The following is a 23542-nucleotide window of genomic DNA, read 5'->3' on the forward strand; positions in this document are numbered from 1 at the left end:
ACACTGATAATTATTTCAATATATTAGTGCGTCTAAATTTGAAAAGGGATTGCATAAATATAGTTACAAAGTAGTCATTCCTTTGACAAAATGGACTGGTAAGGTGACGTGATTGTGGGACGCTGTAGTAGTAGTTTTTTGATTCATTTGTGATAATAATTTTTCTACTGATGATTTGGCGATTTCGGCAGTAGGCTGTTTAATTGAAGATAAAAAAATTTGTTGTCGTGAATAAATACGAGCACCATCAAATCCTATTATTTGTACATCTTTGGGTACATTAATTCCCTTTTGAGTAAGCAAAAAGTAAAAATCACTCGCGAATTCATCAGAATCAGAAAAAACACCGTCGTACTTAAATGTTGTATTTACAGTATTTTTATTAATGAACGTAGCAAAGTCGTCCACAAAATTGGCAATGTCACGTGTTACAAATTTAGCTACAGTAATATTGTGTTCATGACAGTAGTCAAAAAATCCTTGTTCACGAATAGCTGATATATTTCTCACAGGCGCCTTTGAAATAAATAAAAGTCGTTTAGCACCAGACTTAACTAGAGTTTCTCCCGCTAGCTGTCCTCCAGAATAGTTATCTGAAACAACCAATGGCACTTGATCGGAAACTTTTTTTTCAATGGAAACGAGCGGTATATCTGTTGCAATTAAATTAGCTGCATCAGCGTAGGACATCGTGATTAATCCTGCAACTTTTTGTGTATTAGCCATCTGTATGTATTCGATTTCATCTTCTGAGCGATTATTCGAGTTGCATAATATCATTTTATAGCCATTTTTTTGCAACTCTTGTTGCATGTAGTAGCTCAATTCCGAAAAAAACGGTGAGTTGACTGTCGGAATGATGAAAACAACGAAATTTGATTGGCTAGTTTTTAAAGAACGTGCCGTAGCATTTGGCACATAGTTTAGCTCCGCTATGGCTTCTGCTATTTTTTTCTGTGTATTAGGCTTGGTTTTTTTCCCATTAATGTAATTAGATACAGAACCTCTAGAAACACCAGCTAAGCTAGCCACATCGTTCATATTAACCAATTTCAAATACCTTCTTCAATAAATTATGTAATAAAAAAGTGCCTAATTGGCACTTTTACAATTATTATGGTGTAAACCTTCCTGATAACATTTTATCAAATAATTCTGACATTTGTTGTTGTTTCATGTTTTCTATTTGCTTCACTTCTAAATGATTGAAGTCTTCTATCATGAAGTAGGCTTCTAAATAAAGTGTCAATTGATTTTTAATAAATCGTTGGTTTGTTAGCTTCTCTGGACGATTTGTGTTGCTTATTAGAGCCATCGCAAATTCGTGTGGATCAATGGTAAAGTTTTTCTCCATGGTCGTTATCCTTTCTGATTACTCAATGCTATCTTCCAAATTTTCTCTAGCATGTTTGGCATCAATATAACGTGTCATTTCTAATTCTTTTTCGGGAGTCAAACGATAGAAGAGTATTAGTATGAATGAAATGACTAAAGCGACTAAAGGAACCCAAACATAATTTGCTTCGATACTAAATAGTGCTGCTGCAGACTGGGATTTATTTGGCGCATAGTGACCAAGTGATAAAAGCATACCTGTAATTGCGCCACCAATACCCATGCCAAACTTGGCGGTAAAACTTGAGGCAGAGGTTACAATTCCTTCAGCACGAACGCCATTTTTCCATTCCCCATAATCAACTGAATCTGCTAACAAAACGGCAATTAATGCTCCAACGAAACCATTTCCAAAGTTTCCAATAATCGTACCAATAATTACTAGTGGAACATTCAGTAATTGTGCACCAAGACCAAGGATTAATTGACCCAAGATACTCAGTGCTAGTCCTGATAGTATTGTCTTCTTTTTTCCTATTTTCATGACAATTTTAGGTGTTAAGAATACAGAAACTAATCCAACAGCATTGAAGAACAATGCTAAGGAAGCGAGCCCAGGTTTATCTAAATTGTATTTAAAGAAGTAGATGGTTACTTGTCCTTTTGTCTGCATACCCAACCAATAAATAAAGTTTAAGCCAACAACAATAACCCATGGCCAATTATTCCTAAGTGCTTTTAAAGATGTTTTAATTGGAAGTGCTTGTTGTGATTGGCGGGTTTGTACATGCTCACGTAGGTTTGCAAACACAACCAGGTAAATGATGAAGAAGACGGCCGCTGCCATGACAGCAACCCAGAAGAAACCCCGTCGTGGGTTATTTGCCCCTCCAAATAAGGTGACAAGTGGTAAAGCAATAACTGAAATAAGTGTTCCACCAAAGTTTGAAAATAGTGACCTGATTGTAGAGAGTAAAACACGTTCATTTGGATCTGTTGTCATACTTGGCAAAATTGAGGTCAGTGGAATATTGACAGCTGAATATAAAACGTCAATACCAATATAGGTGACATAGGCCCAGACAATTTTCCAATTCATTGGTAAGTCTGGTGTTGTAAAACATAAAATAGTGAAGATCGTAAATGGGGCATTAAACCAAAGAAAGTAGGGTCGGCTGCGACCCCATTTTGTGTGCGTATGGTCGATCATAATACCCCAAAATGGTCCATCAAGTGCATCAATTACACGTGCAACTAACATCAATGTGCCGACGGCACCGGCTGTGATGCCAAAGACGTCAGTATAGAAATACATTAAATATGTGCCGATTAAGCTAAATGTAAAACTACAAGCAAAATCACTAGCACCATAACTTAAGCGTTCATTCCAAGGCAATTTTCCATTGCTTTTTTCTACCGTAACTGTTCCATTACTAGACATGTCATACACCTTCCTTTTTTTATAGATGCAGTGTGGTTGAGGGAGAAGTATACAGGTACACTTTGACCTCATATGGTTTTAATACTTGATTGTCATTTGTTGGATAATTTTGAATAATTAACTTGCTTTCAGAGGGTACATCATATTGGCGTGTGACCGAATGAGAGGTGAAGTTCGCAATGACGAACAAGGTTTCGTTTTTGTTTTTTCGTGTATAGGCGAAGACTTCCTTATCTTCTTCGTTTCCTTTGAATAAATTGAAATCACCATCGGTAATCACTGGTAAAGTATGGCGTAGTTTGATCAACTTTTGATAAAAATAAAACAGTGAATTGGGATTTGATAATTCATCTTCTGCGTTAATTGATTGATAATTGGGGTTCACAGATAGCCATGGTTTGACGTGACTAAAGCCTGCGTAAATATCGCTATTCCATTGCATCGGGGTCCTTGAATTATCACGTGACCGTGCACGAAGATATGTCATCATATCTTGAGGTGTAATTAATTTTTCCTTTTCAACTAGCTCTTCATATGCATTAATGGATTCCAAATCTTTATATTGTGACAATTCCTGAAAACCAGCTTTTGTCATCCCTAGTTCCTCACCTTGATATATATAAGGTGTACCTTGCATGAAATGTAAAAGGGCAGCCAACATTTTTCCAGAAATTTCGCGATATTCTTCTGAGTCGTTGCCAAATCGTGATATAGCCCGGGGTTGATCATGGTTATTCCAATACAAACTATTCCATGCCTTACCATACAGCGACTTCTGCCACTTGGTCAAATTATCACGTAATTTTTTCAATGACACGTGGTTATCGGACCACTTTCCGAGTGCTGGGTTGTCGTTTCCATCCAAGCTAACATGTTCAAACTGAAAAACCATGTTTAGTTCTGTTCCATCTAAATTTGCATATTTCTGCGCTTCTTTTGTGTCGACTCCGATAGTTTCACCAACTGTAATCCAGTCATGCTTTTTCAAGACATGTTTGTTCATTTCAGTTAGATAGTCATGGATATGTGGCCCATTGGCGACAATTTCAGCAGCATCACCATATAATTCTGAACCGTGTATCCGACCATCAGGTAATCCTGTTGGTTTTGAAATAAGGGAAATGACGTCCATACGAAAACCATCAATTCCTTTTGTAGCCCACCAATTCATCATGTCGAATATTGAATGCCTGAGCTCTGGATTATCCCAATTCAAATCGGGCTGTTCTTTGGCAAATAAATGCAGATAGTACTGTCCAGAACTCTTGTCAAGTGTCCATGCAGGGCCAGAAAAGAAGGAGCCCCAGTTGTTTGGTTCATGATCATTAACTGGGTCACGCCAAATATAATAATCTCGATACTTATTATCCGTACTTGTGCTGCTGATGCTCTTTTGGAACCACTCATGTTCAAAAGAACTATGGTTAACTACAAGATCCATCATTATTTTTAATCCACGTTCGTGGGCTTTGCCTAGTAGTTCTTTAAAATCATGCATGTCGCCGAAAGTAGGGTTGATGCTTTTATAATCCGAAATATCGTAACCACCATCAATATTGGAGGTTTTATAGACGGGATTCAACCATATAACGTCAACGCCTAGTTTTTCGATATAGTCAAGACGATTTATTATGCCTCTCAAATCACCTATACCATCGCCATCACTATCTTGAAAACTTTTTGGGTAAACTTGGTATACAACAGCATTTTGCCACCACATTTTCTTATTCATAAGATCTCCTTCTTCATAAATGGAACGTTCCATTTATTTAACACATAGTATAAACCGAATATAATATAAATGCAAGCGCTTACATTTCGAAAAGACTTTTTCATATTACAGTGATGAAAATAGCAAAATTTAATTGAAAAATTAGGGATAATAATGTACAATTCAGAAAGCATGCATTCGGTTGTTTTCTTGACAGTTACTGTGTTTAGTGGATTAAACAAGTTAAGGATACAAAACAATTGATTGATGTATATATGAACTGAAATAATGCATAACTAAATATAATTTTTTAAGTCTATGAAAACCAATGGTTATAAGTTGAAGGGAGGTATCGTTGATTGCGTTTCAAAAAGATACTAACATTGTTTGTTTTGGCAGTAAGTCTGTTTACAGTCACCTCATTGTATCCGAGTCCAGTTAAAGCAGACACAGCGAATAATTACAATATTACAATTGATGGTAACTTTGAGGATTGGGCAGACAAACCTAAGACAGATATCTTCTTTGACTATAACAATGGCAATGTTACCAAACAGGGTTCTTTTTTATCTGACGATAAGTACTTATATATTTATATTGATATGGATCCTTATAACAAAGGACACAATTATAGGTTTCAAGGAAGTGGTTGGAATGTCCAAGTTGGTAACAATATTACTAGTTTAACCTTTTCAGTTGATGGTGGAATATGGTCTCTTCAACCTGGTTCCAAAGCTGCTATCTCTTCTGTTTGGTCTTGGAGCAATAATGATCCTGATAAATTATTTATCAACCAACAAATTCCAGGTGTGACTGGTTATGTTACCACTGAAAAATCGAGTAATGGATGGGCATATCGCGATCGTGCAGAGATTAAGATCCCATTAAGTGGCTTTTTAAAAAATCCAGATATGGTGCAAAGCCTCATAATCTATGATACTGATAACATGGGACAACAAAAAGTAACGGTAACGGGTGCTAGTACGGGCGGAAATCTGATCGTTTTAAGCGGTTTTATTATGGCGATTCTGTTAGTTTTATTTGGCAAGTTTTTAAAAAATAGAAAGAGAGGCTAATTTTCTTGAGTATCTTTTTATTAATTAGTGGTGTTATTTGGCTATATGCTTTATCTGTTTTTAAAAGAGCCAAGCTCCCAGCTTTTTATTTTATTGTGGGTAGTGTGGGGCTATTTTTTATTTTATTTTTCTTTAGTAAACCTTATTTTATTTGGATAATGGCGCGAGCGGTTACCATTGGGGTTTCTTTAGTCGCGCATCCCTTAAATTTAGCCACTGTATATTCGGATTACGGTTTAATTGCTATTAATAATGGGTTTAACGCCATTACAATGTCAATTGATTATGAGTGCTCAGGAGTCATAGAAACAGCAGCATTTTGGGCTTTATTAGCATTTTATCCTATGTATCAAGCTAAAGAAAAAGTTGTGCTAGCCTTACTGGGCTTTTTGTGGATGTACGTTGCAAATGTTATTAGATTGATTTTGATTGTACTAATTGTTCATACTTTTGGTGTGGATCATTTCTTTTTAGCTCACTCAATTATCGGTCGAATTGTATTTTATATTTTTGCCGTGTTCTTTTACTACAAAGTATTTACATACGGTTATTTAGCAAAAAATAAAAAGAAGGTGTAAATGAATTACCTATTTTTTTCAACGTTAAGTCAAATGGGATTCTGGATAACTTGGCTACTGATTCCTATTTTAGTAGAAACAGTTCCTGCAATTTCATCTTTTGTTAAAATATTTTTTTATACGATTGGTAAGCCAAAATCTGAAAAAGATCCAAGTTTCTGGCCTTTTATTTCAATTATTATTCCAGTATATAACTCTGAAGATACGCTGTATGAATGCATTCAATCAGTTTACCAATCGACCTATCCTATAGATAAAATTCAAGTGATAGTGGTTGATAATAAAAGTCAAGACAAAAGTTTTAAAGCTTTTCAATCTGCACAAAACAGTTTTCCAAAATTAAATATGCAGTGGATGAAAACAGAGCAAGGAAAGGCTCGTGCGCTAAACTCTGCAATTTATAGTAGTTCTGGTGCGTATATTATTAACATTGACAGCGACGGAATTTTAGAGCGCAATGCTTTAAAAAATTTAATCAAAAAGTTTGAGAGTGATACAACAATATCTGCTATGACAGGTAGTATACTGACACAAAAATCTTTGATTAAAAGTACTAAAAATGTTGGATTGAAGTGGTTGCAGCGCTTAGAGTATTTTGAGTACGCGCAAGCTTTTATGTCGGGCAGGAGTATTGAATCACAAAACAATCACTTATATACAATGTCAGGTGCATTTTCAGGATTTCGAAAAGATGCATTAATGAAAACCTTTATGTATGATGTATCAACTGTCGGCGAAGACATTGATATTACCTTTCAGGTTAGAGACAAAGCGAAAGGAAAGGTTATTCTTTGTGCAGATGCTTTCTTTTTCGTTGACCCAATTGAAAGCTGGAATAAATTATATACGCAACGACAACGTTGGCAGCGTGGCCAAATTGAAGTATCGCAAAAGTATTCTGGAAATCGTTTGGGATTAAAATCATTTTTCTCAAATTTTTTGGTGAGAAGACTAATCATTGATCACACATTTATGTTTCTAAAAACAATATGGCTCTTCGCAAGTATTGCGCTATTGTTTTTAAACTATTCACCATTATTGCTACTACTATCATATGTTGCCATTTATCTTCTGTATGTTTTTATGAGTACAATGGTTTTTGTTAATGTAAACATGATGCTAAAAAAATTTAGTGATGAGCGAACGTTTTATTTTTCGCTATTCGATTGTGTATTTTGGATGCCCATATATAATTTTATTTTGTCTTGGGTACGCTTAATTGGCGTAATTAATACAGAATATCTTTCTGCTAAGTGGGCTACGAAAAATTATCATGAAGAATTCAAAACAGTAGGAACAATTGTTAAGCAGGACTTTATTAAAATTAAAGGAGGTAGAAAAAAATGAATTTAGTAGGTACCTATCATCTGAAATATTACATCCATGCTAGCCATGCAATTAGATGGGAAAATGGCGAAGGTGACGAACACGCACATTCTTGGGAAATAGCGGTAGAGTTCCGTTCAACCAACGAAAACATGATTGTATTTGATAAAATTGAGAGCTCTCTAGATGATCTTTTTAAAGCATATTCTGGAAAATTTTTGAACACGGTTGAACCTTTTACCACAATAGATCCTACTTTAGAAAATATAACAAAGTTCTTTTTTACGTTAGTTGAGAAGCAAATTTTACCTATGCACGCACAATTAAACAAAATTGAGCTCGGTGAATCGCCAATGAGATTTTATTATGTGACCCGAGATGACATGAGTGGTGAATAGGATATGAAAAAGAAGATATTTTCTTTGGGAAATGCTACTATTCTGATTTTATTTTATTTACTTTTTGGTGTTACCTATCTTTCAGCGATTCTATCAGATAATTTTACTATCGGCGATAACTTAAAAAGAGGCACAACAACTACGTTGGGATTGCTTGTCTTTATTAGCATAATACTATTGTTCATAAGCCTAATTTATTTTTTACCTAAAATCAAAAAGGCTGTTGTATTTGTTTTTAAACAACATAAAAATATTACATCAATTGCGTTATTTGTATTGTTAGTTTTATTACAATTTTTGTTTGTAACAGTATTTCATCCTAAAATTGGCTGGGATCCTTCGGCATTAATTAATACACTAGATCATGTAGATGATGTAAATAATCGAGCATATTTTAGTTTGAATTCAAATAACTTGCCCATTCTGTTGTTTATGTCGTTTCTTTCAAATGTTTTTCAGTTGAAAACATGGTTGTTTTTTGATTATCTGACCATAGTCATGGTTGATCTATCGATTATTTTTTCGGTTGCCACCTCTTATATGATCGACAGACGTTACTTTGCAGTTTCTTTATATATTCATATATTAGTATTTGGTTTCTTTCCTTGGATAGTTATACCCTATACCGATACATGGGTCCTACCATTTGTATCAGCATTTTTATTTTTCTATTTCAGCGCAAAGAAAGTATCTAAACTATGGCAAAAAAATATATTAATGACACTCTTTGCTTTACTTGTGTGTGGAACGTATTTCATTAAACCATCCGCAATTATTCCCGCTATCGCAATCGGTTTAATTGAGGCACTTAGCTTGTTTAAAGAAAAACGTGTGTTATTACCCGAAGTACTCAAAAAAACCAGTACAGTTTTGATAGTTATGTTTTCTTTTATTTGTTTATACACGATAACTCAAAATAAAATTGAGCATCAAACATTAATTCACGTCAATCGAGAGCGGGCTATCCCAGCGGTGCACTTTATGAACATGGGTATTTCTGGTGATGGTGGATATAATGCGCAGGATACTTTAAAAATGGGTGAGTTAGCAACTAAGTCCGAAAAAATTGAGTATTCGAAACAAATGTATGTTAAACGATTAAAAAAGTTAGGTGTCATTGGCTATTTTTATTTTATAATTCAAAAGCAAATAAACAATACGGCCGATGGCTCGTTTGCATGGGGAAAGGAGGGGCATTTTATTCAGGGAGACCAAATTCCAAAATCCCATGGATTAAAAGGGGTGCTGGAAAATCATCTGTATATATATGGGAAAAATGTGGCCAACTTTCGGTTTATTGCCCAATTCATTTGGTTGATTATCTTAAGCTGTATATTTTTTGGTTGGCATAATAAATCACAGACAACACAAACAATCAGATTAGGTATCACGGGAGCCTTTCTGTTTCTTCTTTTGTTTGAAGGAGGTAGAAGTAGGTATATTATCCAATTTTTACCACTATTTTTATTGGGCGCCAGTCTCTTGGTTAATGATTCGAAACAAATTATTAAAAAAATTATTGATGCTACGTTATTAAAACGAACAAACTACGAATCATAATAATTACAATTTTGATAGTATGATGTCACTGGTAACAGTGGCTTTTTAATTATGAAAGCGTGAAAATTAAGGTTATAATTATTTTGTTGGAAAACACAGTACGCAGTAAAGTTAACAGATTAATAAGTTTGTTAATTGTCAAATCATATTTTGAAACTTTACGTCAATATATGAGTCATCGAACGAAAAATGGAGAACATAAACTTATGACCAAACAAAAGATAGTATTAATAACTGGTGCTAGCAGCGGTATTGGGTATCAAGCAGCAGAAAAACTAAGCGCGTATGGCTTCAAAGTTTATGGTGCAGCACGCCGAATTGAAAAAATGAGTCCACTGTCTTCATTAGGAATTATTCCTCTTAAGATGGATTTAACTGATGAACATTCAATTAAATCAGCTGTAGCACACGTTATGAGTCAAGAGGGTCAGATTGATATTTTAATTAATAATGCTGGATATGGTTCATATGGTGCTATTGAAAATGTCCCCATAGAAGAAGCTAAAAAGCAATTTGAAACTAATTTGTTTGGCCTTGCAACTCTTGTTCAACTGGTTTTACCACATATGCGTCATCAAAAATATGGCCGTATTGTTAACATTTCATCTATGGCAGGACGTATGACAACATATATGGGCGCTTGGTATCATGCCACTAAGTATGCTCTCGAAGGATTTAGCGATGCGCTACGCATGGAAGTCAAACCATTTGGCATTGATGTTATTCTTATTGAACCAGGTGGAATTAAAACTGACTGGGGTACTATTGCTGCAGAGAATCTTCGAAAAACTTCGGTTGATACACCTTATGCTGAACATGCTTTAGCAGCGTCCAAAAGAATGCATCAACTTTATACATCTAGCAGGCTAACAGATCCAGATATAGTTGCTTCAACAATAGTAAGGTCAGTGACTACTAAACGACCAAAGCCTAGATACTTAGTGGGTTATGGCGCAAAGATATTGGTTAGTTTGCATGCCATTTTACCTACACGAATGTTTGACAAATTAATTCAAAAGGTTGTTTAAATTTTAGTCAACTACAAGGAGGTAGTTATGGATTCATTTCCTTTGGAAAGACCTTACATCACTATTACTAATGTCATCTGGAGCTTTGATTATGACACGCAACAGGTCAAAGTACTATTAATCAAGCGTGCCGATGAGCCATTTAAAAATTTTTGGGCGTTACCAGAAATATTGTTGCGAGAAGACGAAAGTGCACACGAAGCATCCTTACGGCTAATAAAAGAGAAAATAGGATTATCGCTTTCTGATGTTCATGCAGAGCAACTAGCAACGTTTACAGCACCAGATAGAAATCCTGATTTTCGGGCGCTGTCGCTGAGTTACATGATATTTTTGCCAAAATACGTGAATCTTGTTCCTGGATCTGGTGCAATCGAAGCAGAATGGTTTACGCTAGAAAAGATTAAAAACAATTATTTTGGCCTAAAAAAGGGTGATTTGTTTTTTAAAACGTTAGCTGAAAATGAGTACGTAACAGAACTAGATTCTCAAAAGCGATTGGCCTTTGATCATAATTGGATTTTAACTGTGGCTTGCCACCGGATAGTCAACAAACTGAACTACCAGCCGACTATTTTATTAACATTGGGATCTTCCTTTACGCTGAAAACAGCTCGGCACGTCTATGGTATTTTTGGACAAGATGAGACTGATAATTCTAATTTCTTACAAAACAACAAAAAAATATTTGAATTAGTTGGAGAAGTTGATAAAAAAGGGCCGGGGAGGCCAGCAAAAAAGTTTCGCTTGCTAATTTCATTTTAAAGATGTAGAATCTCTTTATAAATAATAAAAGTAAAAAATACTTTTATAAGGAAGAGGTTCTTTTTATGGATAAAAAGAGACACTTATTGTTCATTATTGGCACGGCATGGATGATTGACGCATTGGATGTTGCTTTGCTATCGTTTATCATGCCATTGATTAAAAATGAGTGGGACGTCGGTAGTACAGAATTAGGATTGGCCGCCGCTGTCACATCGATTGGCATGATTGTTGGGTCAATTGTTTGCGGTAAATTAGCTGATAAATATGGTCGTAAAAATATTATCATCGGAACGCTACTCATTTTTTCATTGGGTAATTTGGCGTTAATATTTGCGCCAAACATCTTGTGGTTTATGGTGATTCGTTTTATAACAGGCATTGGATTAGGTGGGGAGTTACCAGTAGCAGCAACGATTATTGCTGACAACTACACTGGTACAAAGCGATCACAAATGCTGTTATTAGCTGATAGTTTTTGGGCCTATGGTTGGATTTTAGCATCTTTGATTTCTTTTCTAATTATTCCTCGTTTTGGCTGGCGCGCTGCCGTTGCCCTTGCGGCTTTGTTTGCTTTTTATGCCCTAGCATTGCGTAAGCACTTACCAAATGAACCAATCAATAAGAAAAGTCACGAAGGCACTTTTAAAGAGCTTCTTTCCAGCAAACATCGATCACGGTTAATTGTTTTAAGTATAATGTGGTTTATTGTGATGTTGACCTATTATGGGATCTTTTTGTGGCTTCCTACTGTCCTAACCATGCGTGGTTTTTCAATCGTTAATTCATTAGGATACACGCTTATCATGAGTATAGCTCAGTTGCCTGGGTATTATTTAGCTGCCTACTTAATGAATAAGATGAGTCGGAAAAAGATTTTGGCAATTTATCTGTTGGGCACGTTGATTTCGAGTTTCGTTTTTGGCTTTGGTACTAATATAGCTTTAATACTAGTGGCCGGTGCCTTTATGTCTTTCTTTGACTTAGGTGCATGGGGGACATTAATCTCCTTGACTCCCGCACAATTTCCTGAGAAAATACGGGGTACAGCCATGGGTACCGCACAAGCAGTTGGGCGTGTTGGTGCCACGGTTGGACCATTCCTTGTCGGTTGGTTATTTGATTTCAAATTAGGCATTAGTGTCATATTTAGTGTCTTTGCAGTATTGCTGATTATTGCGATAGTGGTGTTATTGATAGGTGTAAAAGACAATCTAGAGGACGAGTATTGATTGTTACCATAGTATTACTTAGTTGTGTTGTACAAATTCATATGTTTTATACAAAAAACAATGAAATTTATATACACAAATTGTAAGCGTTGACATATAATATAATAAAGATAATTTATGTCTTTCAAAATTTAAACTGATAGTCAGAAGGAGAAAAAATGAAAGCAGCTGTATGGCATGGCGTTAAAGATGTTCGTGTGGAGGATGTTGAACTCAAACCAACAAAATCTAATGAGGTAGTAGTGCGTGTTGCTTATGCTGGGATTTGTGGCAGCGACTTACACGAGTACCTTGAGGGTCCTGTATTTATTCCCGTTGATCAACCAGATGAATTGACTGGCGGTCAAGCACCATTAACGATGGGGCATGAGTTTTCTGGCGTTATCGAAAAAGTAGGTCCTGATGTGGCTAATTTTAAAGTTGGGGATCACGTTTCAATTAATCCAACTGTCACAAAGGGAATTTCTTCTGATGATTTGGATGTTTACGATGGCTATAGCTTTATTGGTTTAAGCACGGATGGTGGCTTTACATCATACGTGAATGTACCAGAAGATAACTTATATCATTTACCTGAAGAATTCTCATTGAAATTAGCAGCTACTATTGAGCCAACTGCAGTTGCGGTCCAAGCTATCAAAGAGGCTGATCTTCGATTTGGCGAAAAAGTTGTGATTTTTGGTGCTGGACCAATAGGTGTATTAGTTGCTGCTGCTGCGAAGGCGGCAGGGGCTACTAAAATCGTGGCTGTAGATTTGTCAGAAGTTCGCTTGAGAAAAGCGCTTGAAATGGGCGCAACAGACGTGATTAATCCAAGTCAAGTGCCAGACACTATTGCAGCTATTAAGAACATTATTCCTGGTGGAGCGGATGCATCATTTGAAGTTGCCGGGGTACAACCAACCTTTGAACAAGCAATAGATGCAACACGTCCGCGCGGAAGTGTCGTTATTGTTTCAATTTTTGCAAAGCCAATCAGCTTTAACCCAATGCAATTGATGAATGCAGGTGTTAAACTGACCACAACAATTGCTTATTCAAAAGAAACTTTCCAACAAACTGTTGATCTTGTTAGCAGTGGGCAAATTAATGTAGAACCAGTTATTACGGATACAATTTCATTGGACAGTATTGTTTCTGATGGTTTTGAGTCATTAACAAGCGATAAATCGCAGGCCAAGATTTTAATTGATTTAAGTAAAGATTAACTACTTTAAAATATCGAAGCATACAAGTTGCTACTATTCTTACTTTTGTTTAGGATAGCGGTAGCTTTTTATTATGATTTACACATTTAGCTAATTAATATATAATGAAAAGAGTTTAACTTGTTTTTTAGAATTTATAACAGTTATGGGGAAGAGTAATGGACGATGTTAAAAACTTATCCAGCGTATATTGGGTTAATATGCTGAGCAACAAATTTGTTTTTATTTTTAATTTGGTTATTCCGACTATTTATTTTCTATATATAAATATCAATTCTTTCATGCGTGACAGCGTGACGTTTAACCACGAAACTTTCAAGGTCATTGGTTATTTTTGGGCTTACATCATTTTAGTCACAATTTTAAATAATGTGATTGTTGGGATGATATCTCAAAGGGAAAGCGGATTTTACAAACAAACTTTCTTCATTGTCGGATCTAAATACAAAATACTGGGTGCTAATTTTCTTGTCCAGTTATTAGTGTTGAATATTGAATTACTGATCTTTAATTTTGTGGTCATGTTTACTGCTCATTATTGGAGCATAAAGCTATTATTAGCTGGCATAATGGCTTCTATCGTTGTTTCATTACCGATTGCTTTTGCTGGTAGCATATTATTTATGCTTAAAATTAAAATAGAGTCAATAAATATCCTGGTGAGTATGTTATTATTTGGTCTATTTATTGGGATGCATGTTCCAAACAATAGGGAAAACTTAATTACTACCTTTACTTCGCTAATTAATCCGCTTTCATATATTACTGAAGTGAGCTATCAAGTGCTATTATTTTTATTTAATGCTAAATTGTATTATTCGGAGATTGTCGTTTGTCTATTAGTCACACTTATTTATGTTTTAATTGGTTGGTACTCTATTTCAAAATTATCAGTAAACGCAGTGGCCGATCGAGTCTAAGCGGGGAGAGTAAGTTATGCAAATAAAAAAATATTCACTCCATTTTGGGAAAAGGATTCTTGCAAAAAATCTTGATGTTATATTAGCCGAAGATAAAATAAATATTATCTCCGGTGGTAACGGTGTTGGAAAAACTACTTTTTTAGATTTTCTTGCTGGTGTCGGGCCCAAGACAGCGACTGGAGAAAAAATTTGTGTTCCTGCCCAACGCGATATTGCTTACCAACTTCAGAACATACATTTTTTTCCAACACTAACCGTCAAACAAACTATTGAAATGTATCGTCGATTCGGTAATTCGTTGTTAGAAGATAATGAAAGCTTTAAAGAAATTAAGCAGACAGTTTTAGACAGTATCTGGCATTTAAAAGTTGGCCAACTTTCTGGCGGAGAAAGAAAAATTGTGTTGACTTATGGACAGTGTCTACTCAATAAAAAATTGTATATTTTTGATGAACCGACAAGCGGGGTAGATACTACAAACGCTAAAATTATATTAAAGCTTATTGCAGCTTTAGTTGTAAATAATGAAAAAACAGTGGTTATGACATCGCACAATTTGGACCAATTAGACGGCCTCCCATTTTCTAAAATAGATTTTTAACACAGTTGGATGCTATTAATATGGTAATATAAAGTTAGATTATGTAATTCATAACAAATGGGAGAAATACATGACTATCTTTGAGGACATTAAAGCAGATAAGGATAATTTAACTTACACAGAAAAAGGCTTAAATCCTGTATTTTACACACCTCAGAGCGCGAAAATTCTGATTATTGGTCAGGCTCCTGGTAAAAAAGTGCAAGAAACAGAAATCATGTGGAATGATGCTTCTGGAGATAGACTACGCGAATGGTTGGATGTTGATAGAAAACAATTTTACGATTCTGGTAATTTTGGATTTATTTCGATGGACTTTTATTACCCGGGGAAAGCAAAATCAGGTGATAAGCCACCGCGTGGTAGTATAGCAAAAAAGTGGCATCCAAAGCTTATTGCTTCAATGCCTAATTTGCAGTTAATTGTTTTAATCGGGTCATATGCTCAAAAATACTATCTACACTTGGCTCGCACAGAGAAAATAACTGATGTTGTTAAAAATTATAAATCTTATTTGCCAAAATATTTTCCTATCATTCACCCATCGCCAAGGAATAATATTTGGCTTAATCGTAATCCTTGGTTTGAAAAAGAGGTAGTACCTCGCTTGCAAGCCAAAGTTAGTGACACAATTAAAGAAAAGTGAAATTGTGCGACTATCTGACTGAAGTATAAAAAGATATTTATTTAAAATAAAAGGAAACAAACAATATGATAGAACAAAAAAATCATACAAAGCAGATCACTATTTTAGCAACCATCATTGCTTTCAATATTGCATTATCTTATATTGTTAAGATACCTGTCCCAGCGACAAATGGATTTGTTAACTTGGTTGAAGCTGGGATATTTTTAGCTGCCCTGCTTGGTGGTGCACGTAGTGGATTGATCGTCGGTGGCTTAAGCGGTCTGCTGTTAGATTTGCTTGCTGGTTATCCACAGTGGATGATTTTTTCTTTAATTATTCATGGGATAGAAGGATTAATCGTGGGCTATTTTGGCTATAAGAAACATATTACCAGCCAAGTCATTGGCTTAATTATTGGATCATTTATTATGGTGGTTGGGTACATGTTAGCTGGTGCTATGTTGTATAATTGGACAGCGGGATTGGCGTCAATTATCGGGAATATCGCACAAGCAGTGATGGGATTAATCGTTGCATTAGTTCTTGTTCCAGTATTTAAAAAGCTACCACAGGTTGATTTGAAAATTTAAGCTTTTTTGGTTAGCTATTGCTTTTTCCGGTTGATTGAAGACCTTGTATAAGAAGAACAACAAAAGTTACATTTATATGATATAATTACAAACGAACTGGAAAACTGGAGCTAGGGTTCCGCAATATGGTCAGTGACCGAGGGCTCCATCTTTTGAAATATTCAAAAGGCACCTATTGATATAAAAAATCCGAGGGGAAAGGTTTAGCGTTTTTACTGTACGCTGATTCTTTCCTCTTTTTTGTTGTTTTTGATTTCGACAGAGTAATAGCTGAAAAATAACGTAAAATTCAAAACTCAATATTTTTGTTATATTGAAAAGTGCAATAAAAAAACATTAAGAGAATACGAAGAGGTAAAAGATGATGAGAAAAATTGCTTTTTTTGATTTAGATGGGACGCTTTGTTCAGGTGGCGATTTACATGTCTCTTTGGAGATCAAACAAGCGTTTCAAAGCATGCGTGAGAATGAAATTGAACCTGTTATAGCAACGGGCAGAAGTTTTTACGAGGTACAGCATTTACTGACGTTTTTAGAAGTAGAAAATTACATTCTGTCTAATGGTTGCTATGTCAAATTCAAAGGAAAGCTAATTCAAAATGCGACTATGTCGATTGTTGAAATTCAGCATATATTAGCAATAGCCAATGAGTACAATATTGGTACAGGTTTTTTTAACCAGAACGGTTTTGCTCTAACAATGGATAATCCTATCGTGCAACAACATATGAGAAGTATGGGCAGTATGGATATCGAGTTCAATGAGAAGTTTTTTGTAGAACAACCTGTTAACTTTATGAATTTATATTTAAACGCCAAAACCGAGAGGGTCATTAGAGAGAAAATTATTGCAGTTTCAGATATTGAACGCTATGCGCCGTTGGCCATCGATATCCTACCTAAAGGAGTTTCTAAGGGGCAAGCAATTAATTTGTTGCTAGAAAAGGTTAGTGACAGTAGGGTGACAACTTATGCATTTGGTAATCAAAACAATGATATTTCCATGTTCAAAACGGTGAATTATGGGATGTCTATGAAAGAGTCTACAGCGGAATTAAAGCAGTTATCTAGCTATATTGCAAAAACAGATAATGGCGTTTTGGAAGGCTTAAAACATTTTAAGTTAATATAAAAAAACTTTCGAATAATCATTCAAAAATTTTACGGTTAAAAAAATAAATGAGGCCGAACAGTGATAAAGTTAAACTACCTAAAACACTGTAGGTCCAACTACCCCAAGTGCTTACAAAAAAGCCAAAAACAAATGAACCTACCGGTTGAATGCCATCAAAAAATAGAAATGTTAGTCCAAAAATTCTCCCCAAAAATGAGATGTCCGTTTCTTCTTGAATAAAAGTAATCATACTGCCAAAGAAACGTGATTGTATCAAACCATATACTAGTGCAATGGTAATCCAACTATATATCGAAAATTTTAGGCTACCTAGAATAAGAATAATACCATAACAGATTTGTTCAGCAAAAATACGATTTGAAGAAATTTTTTGTTTTTGTACTGTTAACCACAGACCGCCTACCAGACCACCGACAGCTGCACAGATCAAAAACAAACTATAACTAGAAGTGATTTTGGAAAAGTAGTGGCTACTTATATAAGGTGTGGTGAGTAGGAAGCCAGCGCACACAAAGTTAAAAATACCCATAGAAGTCATATATAGAAGTAATTTTTTGTGTTCGAGCACATATTTGAACCCGCTAATGGTACTTATTAAAAAAGATTCAGATTGATGGTTCTTAACTGATGGTGTTGGCTGGTAAGTTATTAATAAATTAAAAAATAGTGCTATAAAATATGAAGCAGCATTAATTAAAATAAATTCACTAAAATCAATGCCATTTATTGCCAATAAAACGCCACCAATAACTGGGGCGATAATATTTGCAAGACCAAAGAAGGTATTTGAAAGTGCGTTGAATTTTTGCAAATAATTCCCGTTGATTACTTCAGGTACAATTGATTTAGCGGCTGGATAGTTCAGGGCCAGCATTACATTTAGTATAAAAGTAATCAAAATTAAAAGCCATATTTGGGGAGTGTTATTATTAATTAGAAAACTACTGACGACACAAACCAAAGTAGCAATAATATCAGTCCATATTAAAACATATTTTCGATTGTGTTGATCTACTAGTAAACCGACTAATAAATCGCCGATCAAGAACGCAAAGCCACCAATTCCCTCGATGATACCCAGTAGTTGCGTAGTGCCAGTAGATTTTACTATTAGCCAGTTTAGCCCTAAAACATATATAGCTGAGCCGATTTGTGAAAAAAATGGGCTTAACATTAATGAAACGTGGGTTCTTTTCAAATGATTTGTCATAATAAAATCCATTTTAAACAAATACTTTCAGTAAAACAATATAAATTAGATATGTTCTCTTTATGCAAATAAAAAAGACCATCTTTCCTCAGGAATTAATGATCAATGGTAAGATAATTTTTATTGTGTTTCTAATTTAAAGCATCAACTATAGCTTCATTAAATGATGGAATGTCTTTTGGTTCTCGGCTAGTGATGAGATTACCATCAATAACCACTGGCTTATTCTCTATACGGGCACCGGCGTAATAAAGATCTGGTTGTACTGTTCGATATGCTGTCATGGTTCGACCCAATACTAAGCCAGTAGGAATCATCAATTGTGGACCGTGGCAAATACTAAATAATGACTTATTGGTTGCCAAGAAATGTTTTGTAAAATTAACAAAGCGTTCATCGGCTCGCAACTGATCTGGAGAAAAGCCCCCGGGAATAAACAATGCGTCAAAATCAGATGGCGCTACATCGCCGATTGATTTATCAATGTCAATTTTGGTGCCATGTTTTCCTGTAACAGCTTCAGCACTAAAACTGATTGTTGTAACTGAGGCACCACTTTCTTTTAGTGCTTTGACGGGGTCAGTGAATTCAATATCTTCGACTAAGTCGGTTACGAGAACAGCAACTTTTTTACTCATGACTAATTCCTCCTTCTATAATTAATTCAATTGTAACGATAATTGATATAGAATGAAAACGATATGTCTTGTAAATAATGAATAAGTCATTATCTTTGTAAACGTTTTCTGTTGGTGGTATATTAACATCAACAAATTGAATGTGTCACTTTGTTGAGAAAAATTTCTTTTTTTTATATAGAATATTCAAATCGACTGCTAGCACAACAATTGCGTGTTGTGCTTTTTAATTTAAAAAATTTAAATTTTAAAGATATAGTAGTGAGCATTCGGCACGCACTCAAAAGGAGATGGAACAATGGCATTATTATCTGAAGAAATGAAAAAAATGATTGACCAACAGCTACCATTTTTAGCGACTACCGGAGGAGATGGATCGCCACAAGTCGGTCCTAAAGGATCAACTCGTGTGTATGATGATGAACATCTGATTTACTATGAACATACATTCAAACAAGCTTATGCAAATTTACAACAAAATGGTTATGCGGCAGTTGCAGTTGTGGATTCTAATGTAGAGAAAGGGTTCCGCTTTGAAGGAACGGCCGTTATTCATGAAGATGATGACTTTGCTAATGACATTTTAGCCAAAACAAGCATATTCGATCGTTTTCCAAGAGCGGCCGTCGTCTTGATAAGTATTGATCGCATCTATAAATTGGATAATACTCTGGAAGCTGGAGATCGCATTGCCTAATAGTCAAGAGAATATGGAAAAGGAAAATGTCATGACAAAGCCTATTAACCATCAAGTGATCAAAACAGAAGCCTCAGGAATTCGTCTTGTCTTGGACTTAGTAAAGAAACCTGCTGACCAAATGATTGAATTAACGGTCGGCGAAATCGATTTACCTACGCCCGCAGCAACTAAAGAAGCAGGTAAGCAAGCAATTAGTAATAACGTGACAAAGTATACCGAGAATATGGGATTCCTGTCGCTTAGAAGAGTGATATCTGATTACATTAAAAAGTTTTATGAAGTAAGTTATTCCCCAGAAAGCGAGATACTTGTGACTGTTGGTGCCAGTCAAGGTATTGACCTCACGGTTCGTGCGCTCATTAACGCCGGTGACGAAGTCCTTCTAATTGGGCCTGCCTATCCAGCTTATATACAAGCAGTAGTTCTAGCTGGGGCAATTCCTGTCGTGGTTGATACTCGTTCTACTCATTTTAGATTATCTCCAGAGCAACTTGAGTCAGCAATTTCAAGCAAAACAAAATTAGTTATTTTGAACTACCCAAACAATCCAACAGGTATTGTGTTGTCGAAAGAAGAATTGAGTTCACTAGCGTCAGTTATTCAACAAAACGATTTATATGTGCTGACAGATGATGTTTATCAAAGACTAACATATGATCAAGATTGTGCGCCATCAATTGCCAGCGCATCATTAATGAAAGAGAGAACAATAATAGTCAACGGTTTGTCGAAATCGCACAGCATGACAGGCTGGCGTATCGGCTATTTAGCTGGTCCTAAAGTACTAATTCAAGAAATCTATAAAATACAGCAAGCTAATGTTGGTTGTGCATCAAGCATCTCACAAATGGCTGCCCTAACAGCTTTAACCACCGATATTGAAGCACCAAAAACATATATTAGGGTGTTTAGAAAGCGTAGAGACTATGTTTTGCAGCGCTTAGATGAAATGTCCTTAAACTATACTAAACCTGATGGTGCTTTTTATGTGTTTATCGATGTAAAAGCATTTGGCATGTCGTCTTGGGATTTTGTTGCATTCACTATCAACGAATCTGATCTTGTTTTAGTACACGGTTCTGCTTTTACGGAGGCCGGTGAAGGATACGTGCGGCTATCTTTTGCAAATGAAATGCAAGTACTCGTTGAAGCGATGAATCGTTTAGAGAAAACTGTAGATGTTTTAACGACAAAAAAATCCGCTCATTTAAGTTGACAAAATAAATACAAAAGACTATCATTGTAAGCGGTTACACGTAGTGGTTTATCGGTACACTAAGAAAGGAAGAAAATGATGGATAGTCTATCTAATTTATTTGATCTTACAGGTCGAGTTGCGATAGTTACGGGTGGTGCTTCAGGATTGGGAAAATATTATTCTCAAGCTCTATTAGATGCAGGAGCTGATGTTTTTATAGTTAGCAGAAGTGAAAGAGGCTGGCCAGAGTTAACGCAGTTTGCTGAAAATCGTAATCGAAAAGTGCGATTTATGAGCATCGACATAACTGAAAGTGGCGCGGCAGAAAAAATTGTCAAAAATTGTGTTACAACTTTTGGTCAATTAGATATTTTAGTTAACAACGCTGGTATCCAGATTAGAAATAACGTGCTGGATTATAAGGATGAGGATTGGCGTAAAGTTATTGATATCAACCTAAACGCATTATACTTTTTGTCACATGAAGCCGCAAAATTCATGACAAAACAAAAATCTGGGAAAATAATTAATATTGGATCAATGCAATCGTTTCGAGCTGGAAAGTTTATTTTTCCTTACGCTGCCAGTAAACATGCAGTAGTCGGACTAACAAAAGCTTATGCAGATGCTTTAGCGCCCTATGGGGTTCAAGTCAATGCGCTGGCTCCCGGATATATTGATACTGAAATGACAAAGGCTCTCCAAAATGATCCAGAAAGAAATACCGAAATTCTAAACCACATTCCGGCAGGACATTGGGCAAAGCCATCGGAATTAATGGGTACGGTTATTTATTTAGCTAGTGATGCTTCAAATTATGTGAATGGCGCAACAATCCCTGTTGATGGCGGCTATTTACTAAGGTAAGGTTCGTATTTAAAAGGAGAATTAATTATGCCATTGTTAACAGTTTTGATTGGTGTCATTTTACTCGTATTCTTGATTACTAAATTTAAGTTGAACACTTTTTTATCGTTAGTCATTACAGCGTTTGTTGTCGGCTTAATTTTAGGTATTCCAGTTTCTGATATTTCAACAAGTATTGAGACAGGAATAGGTGGTCAGTTAGGCCACTTAGCGATTATATTTGGATTTGGATCGATGCTTGGAAAGTTAATTTCCGACGCGGGTGGTGGCTTTCGAATTGCGCACCAGCTCATTGCGACTTTTGGAAAAAAACGCATTCAAATTGCTGTTATTATTACGTCGTTTATTATTGGTTTGGCTTTGTTTTTTGAAGTTGGATTAGTCGTGTTATTGCCAATTATCTTCGTCATTGCGCGTGAAGTAAATATGCCTCTTTTGTACCTTGGTATTCCAATGGCTGCGACATTAAATGTTGCACACGGTTTCTTACCACCGCATCCTGCACCGACTGCTGTATCACAGGTGTTGAATGCGCCTTTGGGGCACGTTTTACTAATTGGTATTTTAGTGTCAATTCCCACGATCATTATTTCTGGTCCGGTGTTCAACTATTTTTTGCATCGAGTATATCCGCAAGTTTATAAAAAAGATATTAATATTTCTGTTTTAGGTGAGTACAAAGAATTCGAGTTGAAAGATACACCAAAGTTTGGTATTAGTGTTTTGACAGCATTATTACCAGTAATATTGATTAGTATTGCAACCATCTTATCATTTGTTTTGCCAGCTAAGTCAGTTATTTATCAAATCGTCACATTTATCGGTGCACCTGATGTAGCTATGCTCATATCATTAATTGTTGCGATTTTCACCATGGGTATTTTCCGTGGATTGAATATCAAAGAAATTGGTGACGCAATGTCTGAATCGGTTAAACAAATTGCTATGATGTTGTTAATCATTGGTGGTGGTGGTGCCTTCAAACAAGTATTAGTTGATGGTGGTGTTTCTAAGTATATTGGCGATTTATTCGGACAAACTAATTTGTCCCCAATTCTTGTTGCTTGGTTAATCGCTGCCTTACTTCGCGTCAGCCTAGGATCATCTACTGTTGCTTCGATAACAGCAGCCAGTTTAGTTACTTCAGTTGTGTCCAACTCAAGTGTGAGTTCTGTATTAGTAGTTTTGGCAATTGGTGCTGGAAGTATATTTGCTGATCATGTTAATGATGCTGGATTCTGGATGATAAAAGAATATTTTGGTTTAACATTGAAAGAAACGTTCTTATCTTGGACGACATTAACCAGTGTCATCTCCGTTTCGGGTCTGTTATCGATTCTACTCGTGTCATGTTTTATGTAGTGCAGTAAATTAATTATGTATGAAATAAGTTT

The 23542-nt window shown here is 35.6% G+C and carries 24 protein-coding genes; 18 read left to right on the forward strand and 6 right to left on the reverse strand.

Features of this window, described 5'->3' with window-relative positions; all coding sequences use genetic code 11:
- Nucleotides 1-63 precede the first annotated feature (63 nt).
- The 4 genes from RHP64_RS04445 to RHP64_RS04460 all read right to left on the reverse strand — a co-directional run bounded on the left by RHP64_RS04445 (nt 64) and on the right by RHP64_RS04460 (nt 4508).
- Complete coding sequence (locus RHP64_RS04445; RefSeq protein WP_025268037.1) at nt 64-1041, reverse strand: LacI family DNA-binding transcriptional regulator; 978 nt, start codon at nt 1039-1041, stop codon at nt 64-66.
- A 73-nt stretch (nt 1042-1114) separates the two neighbouring features.
- Complete coding sequence (locus RHP64_RS04450) at nt 1115-1354, reverse strand: hypothetical protein (RefSeq protein ID WP_014324641.1); 240 nt, start codon at nt 1352-1354, stop codon at nt 1115-1117.
- 18 nt (nt 1355-1372) lie between these two features.
- Complete coding sequence (locus RHP64_RS04455; protein WP_014324642.1) at nt 1373-2776, reverse strand: glycoside-pentoside-hexuronide (GPH):cation symporter; 1404 nt, start codon at nt 2774-2776, stop codon at nt 1373-1375.
- A 19-nt stretch (nt 2777-2795) separates the two neighbouring features.
- Nucleotides 2796-4508 carry a glycoside hydrolase family 13 protein gene (locus RHP64_RS04460; protein ID WP_462785072.1) on the reverse strand — a complete coding sequence of 571 codons (1713 nt, stop codon included), beginning with the start codon at nt 4506-4508 and terminating at the stop codon, nt 2796-2798.
- A gap of 338 nt (nt 4509-4846) precedes the next feature.
- Here RHP64_RS04460 and RHP64_RS04465 point away from each other — a divergent pair, with 338 nt between their 5' ends.
- The 14 genes from RHP64_RS04465 (at nt 4847) to RHP64_RS04530 (ending at nt 17532) form a co-directional block, all read left to right on the forward strand.
- Nucleotides 4847-5563 (forward strand): Firmicu-CTERM sorting domain-containing protein, encoded by a 717-nt coding sequence (locus tag RHP64_RS04465; RefSeq protein ID WP_014324644.1) that lies wholly within the window; start codon nt 4847-4849, stop codon nt 5561-5563.
- 5 nt (nt 5564-5568) lie between these two features.
- On the forward strand, nt 5569-6141 hold the full coding sequence (gene xrtG, locus RHP64_RS04470) for an exosortase family protein XrtG (protein WP_014324645.1): 573 nt from the start codon (nt 5569-5571) through the stop codon (nt 6139-6141).
- Nucleotides 6142-7488, forward strand: a complete 1347-nt coding sequence (locus RHP64_RS04475) for a TIGR03111 family XrtG-associated glycosyltransferase (protein WP_025268039.1) — start codon at nt 6142-6144, stop codon at nt 7486-7488.
- Entirely contained in the window at nt 7485-7865 is a 381-nt protein-coding gene (locus RHP64_RS04480; RefSeq protein ID WP_010295278.1) for a 6-carboxytetrahydropterin synthase, read from the forward strand. The genes RHP64_RS04475 and RHP64_RS04480 overlap by 4 nt, the downstream gene beginning before the upstream one ends.
- 3 nt (nt 7866-7868) lie before the next feature.
- Nucleotides 7869-9425: a TIGR03766 family XrtG-associated glycosyltransferase gene (locus RHP64_RS04485; protein WP_025268040.1), complete on the forward strand. Its 1557-nt coding sequence runs from the start codon at nt 7869-7871 to the stop codon at nt 9423-9425.
- A gap of 206 nt (nt 9426-9631) precedes the next feature.
- Nucleotides 9632-10453: an oxidoreductase gene (locus tag RHP64_RS04490; RefSeq protein WP_025268041.1), complete on the forward strand. Its 822-nt coding sequence runs from the start codon at nt 9632-9634 to the stop codon at nt 10451-10453.
- Between the two features lie 27 nt (nt 10454-10480).
- Nucleotides 10481-11218, forward strand: a complete 738-nt coding sequence (locus RHP64_RS04495) for an NUDIX domain-containing protein (protein WP_025268042.1) — start codon at nt 10481-10483, stop codon at nt 11216-11218.
- Between the two features lie 65 nt (nt 11219-11283).
- Nucleotides 11284-12450 (forward strand): MFS transporter, encoded by a 1167-nt coding sequence (locus RHP64_RS04500; RefSeq protein WP_011679673.1) that lies wholly within the window; start codon nt 11284-11286, stop codon nt 12448-12450.
- Nucleotides 12451-12608: 158 nt separating this feature from the next.
- Complete coding sequence (locus tag RHP64_RS04505) at nt 12609-13658, forward strand: 2,3-butanediol dehydrogenase (protein ID WP_025268043.1); 1050 nt, start codon at nt 12609-12611, stop codon at nt 13656-13658.
- 158 nt (nt 13659-13816) lie between these two features.
- Nucleotides 13817-14578, forward strand: coding sequence for a hypothetical protein (locus RHP64_RS04510; protein WP_025268044.1), 762 nt, complete (start codon nt 13817-13819; stop codon nt 14576-14578).
- Nucleotides 14579-14594: 16 nt separating this feature from the next.
- Complete coding sequence (locus RHP64_RS04515; RefSeq protein WP_462785073.1) at nt 14595-15182, forward strand: ATP-binding cassette domain-containing protein; 588 nt, start codon at nt 14595-14597, stop codon at nt 15180-15182.
- 70 nt (nt 15183-15252) lie between these two features.
- The gene (locus RHP64_RS04520) at nt 15253-15828 is read left to right on the forward strand and encodes a uracil-DNA glycosylase family protein (RefSeq protein ID WP_025268045.1); all 576 of its coding nucleotides are present in this window, start codon (nt 15253-15255) and stop codon (nt 15826-15828) included.
- Nucleotides 15829-15893: 65 nt separating this feature from the next.
- Nucleotides 15894-16400 (forward strand): ECF transporter S component, encoded by a 507-nt coding sequence (locus RHP64_RS04525; protein ID WP_011679677.1) that lies wholly within the window; start codon nt 15894-15896, stop codon nt 16398-16400.
- A 361-nt stretch (nt 16401-16761) separates the two neighbouring features.
- On the forward strand, nt 16762-17532 hold the full coding sequence (locus RHP64_RS04530) for a Cof-type HAD-IIB family hydrolase (protein ID WP_038534126.1): 771 nt from the start codon (nt 16762-16764) through the stop codon (nt 17530-17532).
- Between the two features lie 16 nt (nt 17533-17548).
- Here RHP64_RS04530 and RHP64_RS04535 read toward each other — a convergent pair whose 3' ends face one another.
- Both RHP64_RS04535 and RHP64_RS04540 read right to left on the reverse strand, forming a co-directional pair.
- Nucleotides 17549-18745 (reverse strand): MFS transporter, encoded by a 1197-nt coding sequence (locus RHP64_RS04535; RefSeq protein ID WP_223825251.1) that lies wholly within the window; start codon nt 18743-18745, stop codon nt 17549-17551.
- A gap of 131 nt (nt 18746-18876) precedes the next feature.
- A complete protein-coding gene (locus RHP64_RS04540; RefSeq protein WP_025268049.1) occupies nt 18877-19383 on the reverse strand; it encodes a type 1 glutamine amidotransferase domain-containing protein in 507 nt (168 codons plus the stop codon).
- Between the two features lie 298 nt (nt 19384-19681).
- On the opposite strand from RHP64_RS04540, the gene RHP64_RS04545 reads away from it, so the two are divergent.
- From RHP64_RS04545 to RHP64_RS04560, 4 genes are all read left to right on the forward strand, one after another.
- Nucleotides 19682-20080, forward strand: coding sequence for a pyridoxamine 5'-phosphate oxidase family protein (locus tag RHP64_RS04545; protein ID WP_025268050.1), 399 nt, complete (start codon nt 19682-19684; stop codon nt 20078-20080).
- Nucleotides 20073-21299, forward strand: coding sequence for a pyridoxal phosphate-dependent aminotransferase (locus RHP64_RS04550; RefSeq protein WP_223319792.1), 1227 nt, complete (start codon nt 20073-20075; stop codon nt 21297-21299). The genes RHP64_RS04545 and RHP64_RS04550 overlap by 8 nt, the downstream gene beginning before the upstream one ends.
- A gap of 78 nt (nt 21300-21377) precedes the next feature.
- Entirely contained in the window at nt 21378-22148 is a 771-nt protein-coding gene (locus RHP64_RS04555; RefSeq protein ID WP_025268052.1) for a glucose 1-dehydrogenase, read from the forward strand.
- A 27-nt stretch (nt 22149-22175) separates the two neighbouring features.
- A complete protein-coding gene (locus RHP64_RS04560) occupies nt 22176-23510 on the forward strand; it encodes a gluconate:H+ symporter (RefSeq protein ID WP_025268053.1) in 1335 nt (444 codons plus the stop codon).
- The last annotated feature ends 32 nt before the right edge of the window (nt 23511-23542 follow it).

It is taken from the genome of Leuconostoc sp. XM4 (assembly GCF_055698815.1).